Consider the following 15,465-nt stretch of genomic DNA (forward strand, 5'->3'; position numbering starts at 1 on the left):
ATTTAATAAATTTAAGTTGGAATTATATTTAATATTTTTTTGAAGTTACTTAAGAGCGCGTTGAAAGGATTAACTTAATCATGTCGCATAAAAATGTTTATTCTGCTGTTTCAGTATTAGTTGGAGCCGCTGCCCTTTTTCTTATAGCTGGTATTTCTGCAAATGCGCAAACTTTATCACAAGGTTGGTACAAAGTTTGCAGTAAGCAGCATGATGTTGATATTTGTAATACAATGAATACTGTATTATCGAATACGGGACAACCTTTGACGGCTTTTAATCTTGTTGAAATAAAAGGGAAGCAAAATGAAAAACGTATAGGTATTCAAGTACCTACAGGTCGTTTTTTGCCAGAAGGTGTTCACATTAAAATTGGTGACGACTTCTCTAAAAAAATTCCTTATATTATTTGTAATGGACCAAGTTGTATTGCCAATGATGTCTTAGATGATAAGCTTATAGCAGCTATGAAAAGTGGTACAAAAATGGTTGTAACCACAGTTAATTTCCGTGGTTCAGCTAATCCTATTGAATTTTCTCTTAATGGGTTTACAGCAGCCTATACCGGTCCTGGTATGGAGGAAAAAGATTTCCAACAAGAACAAATAAAGATGCAGCAAGCCATTCAATCAAAGCAAAAAGAAATTGAAGATCGTATGCGGGCTGAGCAAGAAAAAGCAAAGCAAAATTGATAAACCCACACCATAGAATTGGTTGAAACGTTTTCTATAATTTTTTATTTAAACCGCCACAGTTTTCTGTGGCGGTTTTTTTTAAATCTTTAATTTTTCGAAAGAATTCTACGTTTCCACCAACCAATACGTTCAGTTTTGGAAGAATTGTTAGGCGTTGATGAAACAACAACGGGTTGATTAATTGTTTCTTCAATTTTGGAAGGAGAAGTTTGGACAACTTCCTCCATCTCGATTATAGTTTCTTTCTCTAATATTTTTTGTATTTGCGTTGTCTCTTTAGAAGATGATTTTTTACGTGTTCCACGTGTTGACTTTTTACTATTTTCAAGAGTTTTATCTTCTACTTTATGAATAGATTTGTCTGCTTTTTTTGTTTTAGCTTTACGTACTGAACTAGTTTTAGGTTTTTCTTCAAGAGATTTTTGTTCTACGACATTTTGATCATTCTCTAAAGAAAGTTGATTTTCTACTACTTTTGAAGAACGTTTTTTAGGTTTAATACTTGTATCAATTTTTTTAGATTCACCCTGTTGTTGTATATCTAGAGCTTGCGTATTATTTTTTGTTTCTTCAAGTTCAAAAGATTTAGCAGGTGAAACACGATGTTTGCGGTGTGCTGCTTTAATTTCTGCTAAAGCCTGCTTAGCAAAATCTCCCACTGGTTCTGCGTAAGGAATGCGAATCTGATGAAAATTATTATCTTGATTGCGTCGACCACCACGACGTCCTCGACGACGTCCTCGACGATAAGAATCATCACTCAAGGTATCTTCTTTTTTATGAACGTTGGAAAGAGAATGATCAGTAATTTCATCGTGACGATTTTTGCGCCGACGCTTTTGGTTTGTTTCAATGGGAGAAGGATTTTCAATAGATTCACTTTCTATGAAAACAGAATCTCCAATTTCTTGCTTATTAACATCTTCCAATGAAGATCGAGAAATTCTCTCTGCTATTGAGCCTTTAGAAATAACAAGATGTTGCGTTCCAATACTATCATCTGCTTCAATACTAATATTAAGCTTAAAGCGAGTTTCTAAATTAACAAGAATGTTGCGTTTATGATTTAATACATAAAGCGCTGTTGCTACAGGTGTGCGTACGATAATATTATATTGCGAATTATGAAGAAGATATTCTTCAATTGAGCGCATGACATGTAATGCAATTGATGATTCAGAACGTATATTTCCTGTTCCTGCGCAATGCGGGCAGGGCTGTGTTGTACTTTCTAAAACCGATATGCGAATACGTTGACGACTCATTTCTAAAAGGCCGAAGTGTGAAATATGACCTACTTGAATACGAGCACGATCATTTTTTAAACAATCTTTTAATTTTTTTTCGATCAGCTTTACATTGCGTTCTTCAAGCATATCAATAAAATCAATCACAATTAAACCAGCAAGGTCACGCAAGCGTAATTGACGCGCTACTTCTTCAGCAGCTTCAAGGTTAGTTTGTAAAGCTGTCTTTTCGACAGAGAATTCTTTCGTAGAGCGGCCAGAATTCACGTCAATAGCAACGAGTGCTTCTGTTTGATTAATAACAAGATAACCACCAGATTTTAAAGAAACCTGTGGTTGCAACATTTTATCAAGTTGAATTTCAATATTATTTCTTGCAAAAATGGGTGTAGGATCACGGTAAGGTTGCACAACTTTTGCATGACTTGGCATGAGCATACGCATAAAGTCTTTCGCTTCACGATATCCTTGCTCTCCAGAGACAAGAATTTCACTAATGTTCTTATTGTAAAGATCTCGTATAGAACGCTTGATGAGATTACTTTCTTCATGGACAAGGCATGGCGCCGTTGACTCGAGTGTCAAAGTGCGAATAGTATCCCATAACCGCATAAGATATTCATAATCACGTTTAATTTCAGCTTTTGTTCTATTGGCACCAGCTGTTCGTAAGATAACGCCCATACCTTTTGGAACGGCTAATTCTTTTACGATTTCTTTAAGACGCTTACGGTCTTGTACGTTCGTAATTTTTCGTGAAATACCACCACCACGTGCTGTGTTGGGCATTAGAACAGAATAACGACCTGCTAAAGACAGATATGTTGTAAGGGCAGCACCTTTATTACCACGCTCTTCTTTGATGACTTGTACCAACAAAATTTGACGTCGTTTAATGACTTCTTGAATTTTATACTGGCGCCCTTGTTTTCTTTGATAAATTGGGAGCTCTTCACGGATGTCCTCAGCACCAACCATTTCGATCTCATCATAAGAGATATCGGTATTTAATGCTTCTTCTGTATTATCAATTATTGTTGATTCAGATGTGATATCATTTTCAATATCGGCTGCTATGACATTGTTTTTTCCATTTTTTTTTGTTCTTCTGGAGCGTTTTTTATTTTTAGTTGCTTCTTCCGTAAAGGAATCTACAGAATTTTCTCCTACAGCTGCTTTTTCCTCTTCTTCAAGAAGAGCAAGGCGATCAGCAATAGGAATTTGATAATAATCAGGATGAATTTCAGAAAATGTTAAAAAACCATGTCGGTTTCCACCATATTCAACAAAAGCTGCTTGGAGAGACGGTTCTACACGCGTAATACGTGCGAGATAAATATTCCCCTTGAGCTGTTTTCTATGTTCTGATTCAAAATCAAGTTCTTCAATTTTGTTGCCGTGAACAACAACAACACGTGTTTCCTCCGGATGGGAGGCATCTATAAGCATTTTGTTTGACATAAGCTAATATCCTGAAGGCGACATGCACAATTTTATTCAAACGAACGCTATAACTATTCGTAAATATAAAAGGCTGTCTGCCATAAAAGGGAGATACCAGAAAAACAGGACGGAACACCACGTGCAAAGGCATGACTGCATTTACACCATTTCTCATCATTATCTCCATCTGTTTTTTATGACTCATATTTCTTAAAAGTCTCCGGTAAAATAATCTTTAAAACAGTTCGGATATCCGAACCAACGAATCTTAAGTAATGCAATCCTAATGTTATAACATAGAATTTTTTCATCCATAAACAAAGTCTCAATGCATAATAGGCAAAAAACCTCTAAAGACAACTTAATATGAGTTACAGATAATTTAGATGACTATTATCAGCTAGGAAGCATAAATATTCTTTTATGTTGATATCATGCGTTTGGCAAGTAACAATGTAAATCATGTATAATGATAATGTCTTTAATGACCTTAATTTCGTTTTTGGGTGTTTATTTAGCTTTTATTGAAAAATAGAGAATAAATTGGTGTATCGTTTTTATATAACCAAGATAAGTTATTCAAATGTAATGTAGAGTATTTTGCTTATGATAAGAGTTTTCTTTACCAAAAAGCTGAAAATAGCTTATGGGAATGTTATTGTGCTTGTCACATACTTTTTATTATTATTTTTGCTATTCCAAACCAGTGTTCAAGCCGCAGATCCTCTGAAACTTATTAATTTTCGAACCATTGGTGATAGTGTTCATACGCGTATTATTGCGGTTTTCAATTCAAAACCAAATGTTCGTTTACAGATTTTGGACAGGCCAGCACGGTTGGTGATCAATTTACCTACAATTGACTTTTCGATGCAAAATACGCCTTTAAAGAAACAGAATACATTATCCGTTATGCTTTCAGATGTGCGTTATGCTTTTTCTGACATGCAGACTTCACGCATTATTTTGACAAGTAAAACGGCCTTTGTAATTGAAAAAAGTGTCGTAAAAAAATTAAATAATGGTTTATGGCAGTTGCTGATTGATATTCGTAAAACTACACTAGAAAAATTTGATGAAATATTAAAAAAACAGCAAAAAACCAATTTTGATACAAAAACGCAGTTAATGCCAGCATATAATTTCCGTGTTGTTCTTGATCCTGGTCATGGTGGTATTGATGGCGGTGCACGGGGTGTTACTGGAATTTTAGAAAAAGATGTGACTTTAGACTTTGCGCGTGCATTGCGAGACGAATTACAAAAGGATTCTCATATTACTGTTGCTTTAACACGAGATTCCAATATTTTTTTAAGACTAAGTGAAAGAGTTAAAAAAGCGCAAGAGTTCGATGCTGATCTTTTTATATCTATTCACGCAGATACGATTGATCTACATTCTCTTCGCGGTGCCACAGTGTACACCATATCAGACAAAGCCTCTGATGCCATTGCAAAATCTTTAGCTGAAAATGAAAATAAAGTTGATTTGCTGGATGGTTTACCTGCAGATGAAACGCTTGAAGTTACAGATATATTGATGGATCTTACACGACGTGAAACACATACATTTTCGGTTAATTTTGCAAATAGTGTTATTTCAAGTTTATCAAAGAATCATATTAACTTGATTAATAATCCACATCGGTATGCTAATTTTCAAGTTTTAAGAGCTTCAGATATACCCTCCGTCTTGATAGAGATAGGTTATTTATCCAATAAAGAGGACGAAAAGTTATTAAATGATCCTCATTGGAGAAAACAAATGGCAGCCTCTATTGCTCATTCTATTCGTCAATTTGCTCATTATAGGCAGAAAATGATACAGCCTCTTTAAATTTGTGAGAAAATAGAGTATCAATATGGGGTTCTAGTATACCCTAGTATAAATAAAAGATAGAAAACAATTTCTCTTGATCTCAATCTTGTGGTGATATCCGCTTGGTGTGTTTGAGGTAACGTATTTTTTCTTTGATTAATTCTTAAGAAAGCGATAGCCGTTTTTATGATGATTTTTTTAAGATATCTTCTTCGTTTTTTTGTTGCTATTGGACTTTGTGGAGCAATAACGTGGGGTGTTGTGACCAGTGGTCAAGCAAATGCACTCCCTGATTATGAAGTTCTTTCACTTTATGAACCGCCGGTAATGACCCGCGTTCATGCTTCTGATGGCCGTCTTATGGCAGAGTTTGCAACAAAACATCGCCTCTATTTACCGATTCAATCAATACCAAAGCTTGTTATAAATGCTTTTATTTCGGCTGAAGACAAAAACTTTTATCATCATTTTGGTTTAGATCCCGAAGGACTTTCTCGAGCTTTGATCAATAATATTCGTAATATTGGTTCTGGAAGACGTCCAGAGGGTGCATCAACTATAACGCAACAAGTCGCTAAAAACTTTCTTTTAAGTTCAGAAACAACGTTAGAGCGTAAATTTAAGGAAGCTATTTTAGCAATGCGTATTGAGAAAACTTATTCAAAGGATCATATTCTCGAACTTTATCTCAATGAAATTTATCTGGGTCGTGGTACTTATGGTATAGCAGCTGCTTCTTTGACCTATTTCAATAAATCCGTCAATGATCTGACGCTAGAACAATGTGCTTATTTGGCTGCTCTTCCAAAAGGGCCAGCAAATTATGATCCATTTAAGAATACACAACGTGCTATTGATCGGCGCAATTGGGTTATAGATCGGATGATTGCAAATGGATATGTAACGCGTGAACAAGGTGAAAAAGCGAAAGCTAAACCTTTAGGAGCGACAATACGTGGGAGTGATAGCTATGTTTTTGCAGCTGATTATTTTACTGAAGAAGTGCGACGTCGTTTAATACATCGCTATGGGGCTAAGACACTTTATGAAGGTGGGCTTTCCATTCGTACAACGCTTGATCCGCATTTACAACTTATTGCGCGACGTGCTTTGCACGCTGGATTAATTAAATTTGATCATTTGCAAGGATGGCGTGGAGCTTATGCGCATATCGATGAAAAAGGTGATTGGGGGATAGAACTTGCAAATATCACGGGGCTCAGTGATGTTCCTGAATGGCGTTTAGCTGTTGTTCTTTCTACTAATCCCAATAAAGTAGAGATTGGTTTACAGCCACAGCGTGAAGCTTCGGGTATATTATCAAAAAAACGGGAAATTGCTGTTTTATCTGAATCTGATTCAAAATGGGCCCTCCATGTTGTAAAAGAAAACGGTTATCGAAAAACTGTTCAGAACTTATCTCATGTTCTGCAAGTTGGAGATGTGATTTTTGTTGAAAAACTATCCAATGCAAACAACACTTATCGTTTACAACAAATTCCAAAGGTTGAAGGTGCGATTGTTGCTATGGAACCTCATACAGGGCGCGTTCTTGCTATGGTCGGAGGATTTTCTTTTGCTGCATCTGAATTCAATCGTGCAACCCAAGCTTATCGCCAACCGGGGTCTGCTTTTAAGCCTTTTGTTTATGCAGCAGCCCTTGATAACGGGTATACACCAGCATCTGTTGTTTTAGATGGCCCCATTGAAGTTCGTCAATATAATGGTGAAGTTTGGCAACCCAAAAATTATGGTGGTACCTTTGCAGGACCTTCAACGTTGCGTTATGGTATTGAGCGTTCTCGTAATCTTATGACAATACGGCTTGCCAATGATATGGGAATGCCTCTTGTCGCTGAATATGCAGAACGCTTTGGCATAGTGGACAAATTGCAGCCTTATCTTCCCATGGCTTTAGGGGCTGGTGAAACAACAGTATTACGAATGGTTACAGCTTATTCAGTTATTGCCAATGGGGGGCGCTCTATTAAGCCTTCTCTGATAGACAGAATTCAAGATCGTTATGGAAAGACAATTTATCGTCATGATGATCGTATTTGTGAAAATTGTAATACGCCTTCATGGAATAATCAACGTGAACCCACATTGATTGATGAAAGAGATCAAGTTCTTGACCCTATGACGGCTTATCAAATTACCTCGATGATGGAAGGGGTTGTTCAGCGTGGTACTGCAGCACGTTTACGTTATCTTAATCGACATATTGCGGCTAAAACAGGAACAACCAATGACTCTAAGGATGTCTGGTTTATGGGATTTACTCCTGACATTGTCGTTGGTATTTTTGTCGGTTATGATCAACCAGCTCCGTTAGGATATAATGGAACAGGAAGTTCATTAGCTGCACCTATTTTTGGTGATTTTATGGCAGATGCTCTTAAAGGAAAGCCAGATGTTCCCTTTAAGATGCCAAAGGGCATGATTTTAATGCCAATTAATCGGAAAACAGGAATGCTTGCCGAAAGAGGAGATCAAGATGTTATTATAGAAGCATTTAAACCAGGGACTGGTCCTGCTGATATATATCAAGTTATTGGGAGTACAAATTCTTTTCAAGAAGGTGTTCCTGCAGTAACTACTTCTCCACAAGTCAATAAAGCCCTTGAAAGTGGGACAGGTGGGCTGTATTAATCAACAAAATCTCCTTTCGCCATGAGTCTATAGTTTTTATTTTTTTACAGTGTCGGTCCTGTAAATAGAATGATAAGTCCGTGCTATTTCCTCACAGCAGCTATCAGATTTGTATAAAATTCTAGAGACATAACCAGAAAGAGTGTTAAAAAATACGGTGTTAAATTATGCGAGCAGAAATAGAAACATTAGTTGATGAAATCCAGAAAGCAATTCAATTGCTAAGGGGGCATCTTTGACTGGGATCAATCACTAAAGCGTCTCGAATATCTTAATCAAAAAGCGGAAGATCCGTCATTATGGGATGATGCACAACAAGCACAGGATATGATGCGTGAGCGTCAACGTCTTGATGATTCAATCAATGGTCTTTTATCATTTACAAAAACACTTGAAGAATGCATTGAGCTTATCGCGATGGGCGAAGAAGAAAGTGATGTTGAAATTATCGCTGATGCAGAAAATTCAATACGTAATCTTAAAAATGAGATAGATAAAAGGCAAATTGATGTACTTCTTTCAGGAGAGGCGGATCCGAATGATACCTATTTAGAAGTTCATGCTGGAGCAGGGGGAACAGAAAGCCAAGATTGGGCTTCTATGCTCTTACGTATGTATATGCGCTGGGCTGAGCAGCATGACATGAAGGTTGAAATTTTAGAAATTCATGATGGAGAAGAAGCAGGAATAAAGTCAGCAACTATTCTTGTAAAAGGGCATAATGCTTATGGAATGTTAAAAACAGAATCAGGCGTTCATCGCTTGGTTCGGATTTCTCCATTTGATTCGAATGCAAAGCGCCATACCTCTTTTGCAAGTATTTGGGTTTATCCAGTTATTGATGACAATATTGAAGTTGATGTTTCAGAGGCAGATGTGCGTATTGATACATATCGTGCATCAGGAGCAGGAGGACAACATGTTAACACGACAGATTCCGCTGTTCGCATCACACATATAAAAACGGGTATTGTTGTTCAATGTCAAACAGAGCGTTCTCAACATAAAAATCGCGCTACGGCTTGGTCGATGTTGCGTGCACGGCTTTATGAAGAAGAGCTTAAAAAAAGAGAAGAAGAAACCAATGCTGCTGAATCTTCTAAAACAGAAATCGGATGGGGACATCAAATTAGATCTTATGTTCTTCAACCCTATCAGCTTGTCAAAGATTTGCGTACAGGGATTGAAAATACGGATCCACAATCCGTACTGAATGGTAATTTAGATGCATTTATAGAGGCAGCACTCGCACGGCGCATTTATGGACAAGACAAAGAAATTGAGGATATTCGTTAATTATATATCCTTCCTTCAAGCTATGTAGATTTTTTTCTTAAGTTGTTTGTTTTATTGATGTTGTGATATTACGATATTCTTGATACTTTAAAGGTTCAAAGAGGGATTTTCTTGTTCCTTTCTTCAATTTTTTCTCACACACCAATCCTGCTTATGATATTGCAAGTGATAGAAAGCTGAAATAAGAAAAATTTGCGATATTCGGAGGACTAATATAAATATAAAACAATTTATTATCCTTATAAATCAATATATTGTAAAAATTGAATCCGTTGAAAAACTAAAATCAATTCGGGGGATGACTTTTGCTTTTTAAGGTAAATCAAACACTCAATTTATAAGTTACCGTTATGATGTAAAAGTGTTGCAGTAGCTAAAACATTTTCAGCATGCCCAGATACGCTTACTTTGCGCCATTCTTCTGCTATTATTCCATTTGCATCAATTAAAAAAGTGCTCCGTTCAACGCCCATATATTTGCGTCCATACATGCTTTTCTCAACCCAAACACCATAAGCTTCGAGGGTCGTTTTTTCTTCATCAGAAACCAAGATGACATCAAGTTCATATTTTACTTTAAATTTATCATGTTTTTTTACATTATCTGGAGAGATTCCAATAACAGCAACACCGATTTCATCAAATTTCATCTTTAATTTTGTGAAATCAAGTGCTTCGTTTGTGCAACCGCTGGTGTCATCTTTTGGATAAAAATATAAAACAACAGGTTTTCCTTTAAAGTCAGAAAGACATACTGTCTCTCCTCCATCGCGAGGCAAATTAAAATCAGGAGCAAGAGCACCTTTCATTGATCTTGTCATTGTTTTCATCTTTCTTGTGTAATAAGTATAAGATATCAGAGTACACAGAAGAAAAGAACTATTCAACTCTCTAGAATATTATTATTTTGAAGAGACCTTTATTTTCTTAACAAAACTCGCTCTATCACAACGATTGGATTGAAAGAACAAGATCGGCGTGAACAACATAAACAAAACAACAAAAGATTATACTGGTTTTATCACAACATGTTTTTTCTTACCGAAAGAAAGCTTAATGATTCCTTCTACACTGACATCCCCTTCAATAATAAGATGTGTTTCATCCTCAATAATTTGATCATTTACACGTACACCTCCACCTTGAACGTGTCTGCGTGCCTCACTATTAGATTTAGCGAGTCCTGCTTGTACTAAAAGGGTGAGCAATCCAACACCTTTTTTTAATTCTGAGGCATTAATTTCAACAGTTGGAAGATTTTCTCCCAAAGTTTTTTCTTCAAACGTTTTGCGAGCAGTTTCTGCTGCAGCATTGGCGAGAGCACGTCCATGCAACATTGCTGTAACTTCTGTTGCAAGAATTTTTTTTGCTTCGTTAATTTCTGTCCCTTGTAATACAGAAAGTTTAAGAATCTCATCCATTGGCAATGGGGTATAGAGCTTTAGAAATCGTATTACATCAGCATCTTCTGTATTGCGCCAATATTGCCAAAATTGATAAGGTGAAAGCATATCCGCATTCAGCCATACAGCTCCATTCAATGATTTACCCATTTTGGCACCGGAAGAGGTTGTCAGTAATGGTGATGTTAACGCATATAATTGTGGTGTTCCTAAACGATGCCCTAATTCGATTCCGTTAATAATGTTACCCCATTGATCAGAGCCCCCCATTTGCATACGCAACCCATAACGTTTATAAAGTTCAACAAAGTCATAAGCTTGCAGAATCATATAATTAAACTCTAAGAATGACAAAGAGTGCTCACGCTCAAGTCTCAGTCTGACAGAATCAAATGATAACATACGGTTGACAGAAAAATGTTTTCCTACATCACGCAAAAATTCTAAGTAGTTTAAATTGCATAACCATTCAGCATTATTCACAATACAAGCATCAGTTTCTCGGTCACCGAATGTCAAATAGTTAGCAAATACCTTTTTAATACCATCAATATTTGCAGCAATATCATCTTGTGTCAGAAGACGTCGCGCTTCATCTTTGAAGGAAGGATCACCGATCAATCCGGTTCCTCCGCCCATTAAAGCAATGGGGCGATGACCAGTTTTTTGTAACCAATAAAGCATCATAATCTGAAGAAGACTTCCAGCATGTAAACTCGATGCTGTTGGATCAAATCCAGTATAAGCGCTTACGGTTTCTTTTGAAAAAAGATCATCTAAGCCTTTTTCATCTGAAATTTGGTGGATAAAACCACGTTCGCTCATAATGTGTAAAAAATCAGATTTAAAGGCAAACACAGATTCAATTTCCTAATTTAAGAGTGCATTCATTTCATATAATAAGTGATTATATAACGGAGCGTTATCTATCATAACTGATGCACACATCACAAGAAAAAGAGACATATTGATAATATAAAGATAACAATACAGGTATTATTTCCTTTTTACGCTAAAAAGAGAGACCTCTCAGTGAGAGAAAAAAGGCATTTTGTTATTCTCATTTCTATCCTGAAATAAAATTTAGAAAAGTTTTAAGTACGGACTAAAAAAATTACTTTGTTATGATCGGAGACGACTTTTGCTGATTTTTATAAATCTATCGTGTTTTCCTAAGTTAGTGAAAGTATTTCAGGAGGAGGAGCGAGAAATTCATTGGTGATATGGTTATCCAAATAGTGGGCACATCGTTCAATAAGTTCTTCATGACATCCACTGAAAAAGTGATTAGCCTCTTCCAATATTTCTTGTGTGATGATGATTCCTTTTTGTGTTTTCAATTTATCGACAAGTATTTGAACATCTTTTGGGGGGGCAACTTTATCGATACCGCCATGAATGATAAGTCCAGAGGAGGGACAAGGTGCAAGAAATGAAAAGTCATAAACATTAGGCTGAGGGGCAACAGAGATAAATCCCTCAATTTCCGGTCGGCGCATTAAAAGCTGCATACCAATCCATGCTCCAAATGAATATCCTGCTACCCAACAATTTTTAGAGTCTGGATGTTGTGTTTGCACCCAATCGAGAGCAGCAGCAGCATCTGAAAGTTCTCCTATTCCATAATCAAATTCACCCTGACTACGACCAATACCACGAAAGTTAAAACGTAAAGTTGTAAAGCCACGTTGTTGGAACATATAAAAGAGGTCATAGACAATTTTATGATTCATAGTTCCACCAAATTGGGGATGAGGATGCAAAATGATCGCAATGGGTGCATTTTTTTGTTGTGAAGGTTGATAACGCCCTTCGAGCCGACCCGCGGGACCGTTAAAAATAATTTCTGGCATAAAATGCTCCTTAAATGCAATAAAAGGCTCTCATTGACCTTGGTCGACTTTTACCATAGAATCTCTTAAATAATCATTAGATATTCTTTTTTTAGTGCACTTTTCAAGAAAATTGCGCTATTTTTTTAATCAATTCATAAGATTAATGATTGCGATGTAAAATGGTTATAAAACGCCGATATTTTGATCATAACGCAACAACACCGCTCAAAAAAGTGGCACGGATGGCGTTACTGGAATCTTTAGAGATATTTGGTAATCCATCATCTGTTCATAAGGAAGGGCGTGCGGCTAAAACCTTGTTGCAAAAGGCTCGTCGGCAAATCGCTGAAAATCTTAAAACAGATCCAGATCACGTGGTATTTACCTCTGGTGCGAGTGAAGCAGCAATGACTTTGCTAACGCCCTTTTACAATATGGGGAATGCAAAAGTTCAATTTTCTCGTCTTTACCTTGGAGCAACTGAACATCCCTCTGTGGCAGAGGGAGGGCGTTTTTCTAAAGAATTGATAAGCGTCATTGCTGTTAATCAAGATGGGCTCATACAACAAGATAAATTAATAGCACTCTTAACGGTTCACGATAAAACAAAAGGTTTACCTCTTGTTGCTATTCAAGCTGCAAATAGTGAAACGGGTGTTATTCAACCGTTAACAGAAATCGCCGCTATTGTTCGGGATTTAGGAGGCACTCTTATTGTTGATTTGACACAATATGTCGATAAGAATTTCGTGGATATTAATCAGTTAGGAGGAGATTTTTTTATACTGTCTGCACATAAAATTGGCGGTCCTAAAGGAATCGGTGCTTTTGTTTCATGTGGCAATCTTCTTATGCCACACCCTCTTATTATTGGAGGAGGACAAGAAAAAGGTCTCCGTGGAGGAACAGAAGCATTGCCTCTTATTGCTGCTTTTGGGGCAGCAATGGCTGATTGTTTCACACAGGAGGAAATAAAACAGTTAATATATTTACGCAATAAATTAGAAGATGGACTACAAAAAATAAGTAAAAATGTTGAATTTTTTGGCAAAAGAGTTCAACGTTTGCCAAATACAACTTACTTTACCGTGAAAAATATAAGAGCTGAAACGATGCAAATAGCTTTTGATTTAGAAGGGTTTTCTATATCATCTGGCTCTGCGTGTTCTTCGGGAAAAGTAAAACAGAGCAAAGTGTTGGAGGCAATGGGGTATCATGTTCCAAATGGTGCCATTCGCATTTCGCTAGGGCGGGACACAACTTCTGAGGATATTGATGATTTTCTATCGTTTTTTTCTCAAATTATAAGCAAGAAAAAAGGGTAAAATTTATCATCAGAAAGTTATAAAAATTAGAATTATTTTAAAAATAAGATAAGTTTGATTGAAATTTTTGCACTTTACCTATAGCCTAGGAAATAACTTGCTTACTTTAATCTTGGAAAAAACAAGACTTTTAGTTACCGGTTTTTGACGCCAAAAAATGGAGAAAATTTATGCCGGCAGTACAAGAAACAATACGCCAAGTACGTGAAATAGATGTTGACCAATATAAATATGGTTTTGAAACCAATATTGAAACAGATAAAGCTCCAAAAGGCTTAAATGAAGATATTATCAAATTTATTTCTGCTAAAAAACATGAGCCTGAATGGATGCTAACATGGCGCTTAAAAGCTTACCGCCGTTGGCTGACAATGCAAGAGCCTCATTGGGCGCGTCTTGAATATCCTAAAATTGATTTTCAGGAGCTTTATTATTATGCTGCTCCAAAAAATCATACAGGACCAAAATCTTTGGATGAAGTGGATCCTGAGTTATTAGCAATGTACGAAAAACTTGGCATTCCCCTTAAAGAACAAGAGATTTTGGCAGGAGTAAGAAAACAGTCTGATCCCTCTACTTTTGATGACAGTATGTCTGTATCGGGGCAGGTGGCTGTTGATGCAGTCTTTGATTCTGTTTCTGTTGTAACAACATTCAAAAAAGAGCTGGCACGTGCTGGTGTGATTTTTTGTTCTATTTCAGAGGCGATTATTGAACATTCTGAGCTTATTAAGGAATATTTAGGAACAGTTGTACCTATAAGTGATAATTATTATGCAGCCTTAAATGCAGCTGTCTTTACAGATGGTTCATTTGTTTATATTCCCAAAGGGGTTCGTTGTCCTATGGAGCTTTCAACTTATTTTAGGATTAATGAACGCAACACTGGCCAATTTGAACGAACATTGATTATCGCCGCTGAAGATTCCTATGTTTCTTATCTTGAAGGATGTACAGCACCCCAACGTGATGAAAACCAACTTCATGCTGCTGTTGTTGAGCTTATTGCCCTTAAAAATGCAGAGATTAAATATTCTACAGTACAAAACTGGTATCCTGGCGATAAAGATGGAAAGGGCGGTATTTATAATTTTGTGACGAAGCGTGGAGATTGTCGAGGTGATAACTCTAAAATTTCATGGACACAAGTTGAGACTGGTTCTGCGATTACTTGGAAATATCCATCCTGCTTACTCCGTGGTGATAATGCGCGTGGAGAATTTTATTCTATTGCTGTTGCAAATGGTCATCAACAAATTGATTCCGGTACAAAAATGATTCATTTGGGAAAAAATACATCCAGTCGTATTATTTCCAAAGGCATTTCTGCAGGTTTTTCAAATAACACTTATCGAGGACAAGTTACAGCACATCGAAAAGCACAAAATGCGCGTAATTTTACGCAATGTGATAGTTTGTTAATCGGGAATGATTGTGGTGCGCATACAGTTCCTTATATTGAAGCAAAAAATGCAACAGCTCAGTTTGAACATGAAGCCACAACATCAAAAATTTCTGATGACCAACTTTTTTATGTTATGCAGAGAGGAATTTCCGAAGAAGAAGCTATCGCATTAATTGTAAATGGTTTTGTAAAAGAGGTCATTCAAAAACTTCCCATGGAATTTGCTGTCGAAGCACAAAAGCTTATTGGTATCAGCCTTGAAGGTAGTGTTGGATAATTTATTGAATTAGATAAATAGAAGACTTGATGTAAAAAGGCTGTAACAGTAGCAAATCATGCTAAAAAT

At 36.6% G+C, this 15,465-nt stretch carries 10 protein-coding genes; 6 read left to right on the forward strand and 4 right to left on the reverse strand.

The features are described 5' to 3' along the window. Window positions 1-80: 80 nt before the first annotated feature. Window positions 81-692 carry an invasion associated locus B family protein gene (locus ACFIKE_RS01935; protein ID WP_375627298.1) on the forward strand — a complete coding sequence of 204 codons (612 nt, stop codon included), beginning with the start codon at window positions 81-83 and terminating at the stop codon, window positions 690-692. A gap of 89 nt (window positions 693-781) precedes the next feature. Here the strand turns inward: ACFIKE_RS01935 and ACFIKE_RS01940 are convergent, their stop codons facing one another. Further along, a complete protein-coding gene (locus ACFIKE_RS01940; RefSeq protein ID WP_375648273.1) occupies window positions 782-3,403 on the reverse strand; it encodes an Rne/Rng family ribonuclease in 2,622 nt (873 codons plus the stop codon). 588 nt (window positions 3,404-3,991) lie between these two features. Between ACFIKE_RS01940 and ACFIKE_RS01945 the strand changes: the two genes are divergently transcribed. The 3 genes from ACFIKE_RS01945 to prfB all read left to right on the forward strand — a co-directional run bounded on the left by ACFIKE_RS01945 (window position 3,992) and on the right by prfB (window position 9,151). Continuing rightward, window positions 3,992-5,221 (forward strand): N-acetylmuramoyl-L-alanine amidase, encoded by a 1,230-nt coding sequence (locus ACFIKE_RS01945; protein ID WP_375627296.1) that lies wholly within the window; start codon window positions 3,992-3,994, stop codon window positions 5,219-5,221. A gap of 168 nt (window positions 5,222-5,389) precedes the next feature. Then, the gene (locus tag ACFIKE_RS01950; RefSeq protein ID WP_375627295.1) at window positions 5,390-7,855 is read left to right on the forward strand and encodes a penicillin-binding protein 1A; all 2,466 of its coding nucleotides are present in this window, start codon (window positions 5,390-5,392) and stop codon (window positions 7,853-7,855) included. A gap of 167 nt (window positions 7,856-8,022) precedes the next feature. After that, window positions 8,023-9,151, forward strand: a protein-coding gene (gene prfB / locus ACFIKE_RS01955) for a peptide chain release factor 2 (RefSeq protein ID WP_375627294.1) whose coding sequence is annotated in 2 segments (ribosomal slippage) — window positions 8,023-8,091 and window positions 8,093-9,151 — 1,128 coding nt in all. Because the reading frame shifts where the segments join, the coding sequence is not laid out codon by codon here. Window positions 9,152-9,486: 335 nt separating this feature from the next. On the opposite strand, the gene ACFIKE_RS01960 is transcribed toward prfB, so the two are convergent. The 3 genes from ACFIKE_RS01960 to ACFIKE_RS01970 all read right to left on the reverse strand — a co-directional run bounded on the left by ACFIKE_RS01960 (window position 9,487) and on the right by ACFIKE_RS01970 (window position 12,407). Next, a complete protein-coding gene (locus ACFIKE_RS01960; RefSeq protein ID WP_375625879.1) occupies window positions 9,487-9,972 on the reverse strand; it encodes a peroxiredoxin in 486 nt (161 codons plus the stop codon). 186 nt (window positions 9,973-10,158) lie between these two features. Then, window positions 10,159-11,412, reverse strand: a complete 1,254-nt coding sequence (tyrS, locus tag ACFIKE_RS01965; RefSeq protein WP_375625877.1) for a tyrosine--tRNA ligase — start codon at window positions 11,410-11,412, stop codon at window positions 10,159-10,161. A gap of 314 nt (window positions 11,413-11,726) precedes the next feature. Next, a complete protein-coding gene (locus tag ACFIKE_RS01970) occupies window positions 11,727-12,407 on the reverse strand; it encodes an alpha/beta hydrolase (RefSeq protein WP_375625875.1) in 681 nt (226 codons plus the stop codon). 161 nt (window positions 12,408-12,568) lie between these two features. On the opposite strand from ACFIKE_RS01970, the gene ACFIKE_RS01975 reads away from it, so the two are divergent. After that, the gene (locus ACFIKE_RS01975) at window positions 12,569-13,714 is read left to right on the forward strand and encodes a cysteine desulfurase family protein (protein ID WP_375648274.1); all 1,146 of its coding nucleotides are present in this window, start codon (window positions 12,569-12,571) and stop codon (window positions 13,712-13,714) included. Between the two features lie 170 nt (window positions 13,715-13,884). Further along, on the forward strand, window positions 13,885-15,396 hold the full coding sequence (gene sufB / locus ACFIKE_RS01980) for a Fe-S cluster assembly protein SufB (protein ID WP_375648275.1): 1,512 nt from the start codon (window positions 13,885-13,887) through the stop codon (window positions 15,394-15,396). The last annotated feature ends 69 nt before the right edge of the window (window positions 15,397-15,465 follow it).

The sequence above is a fragment of the Bartonella sp. MU70NMGDW genome, assembly GCF_042194085.1.
Classification (GTDB): Bacteria; Pseudomonadota; Alphaproteobacteria; order Rhizobiales; family Rhizobiaceae; genus Bartonella; species Bartonella grahamii.

Bases quoted from the DNA above. Each gene is read 5' to 3' on its own strand.
- ACFIKE_RS01935 (WP_375627298.1), top strand. From the start codon at position 81: ATGTCGCATAAAAATGTTTATTCTGCTGTTTCAGTATTAGTTGGAGCC.
- ACFIKE_RS01940 (WP_375648273.1), bottom strand. From the start codon at position 3,403: ATGTCAAACAAAATGCTTATAGATGCCTCCCATCCGGAGGAAACACGT.
- ACFIKE_RS01945 (WP_375627296.1), top strand. From the start codon at position 3,992: ATGATAAGAGTTTTCTTTACCAAAAAGCTGAAAATAGCTTATGGGAAT.
- ACFIKE_RS01950 (WP_375627295.1), top strand. From the start codon at position 5,390: ATGATGATTTTTTTAAGATATCTTCTTCGTTTTTTTGTTGCTATTGGA.
- ACFIKE_RS01960 (WP_375625879.1), bottom strand. From the start codon at position 9,972: ATGACAAGATCAATGAAAGGTGCTCTTGCTCCTGATTTTAATTTGCCT.
- ACFIKE_RS01970 (WP_375625875.1), bottom strand. From the start codon at position 12,407: ATGCCAGAAATTATTTTTAACGGTCCCGCGGGTCGGCTCGAAGGGCGT.
- ACFIKE_RS01975 (WP_375648274.1), top strand. From the start codon at position 12,569: ATGGTTATAAAACGCCGATATTTTGATCATAACGCAACAACACCGCTC.
- sufB (WP_375648275.1), top strand. From the start codon at position 13,885: ATGCCGGCAGTACAAGAAACAATACGCCAAGTACGTGAAATAGATGTT.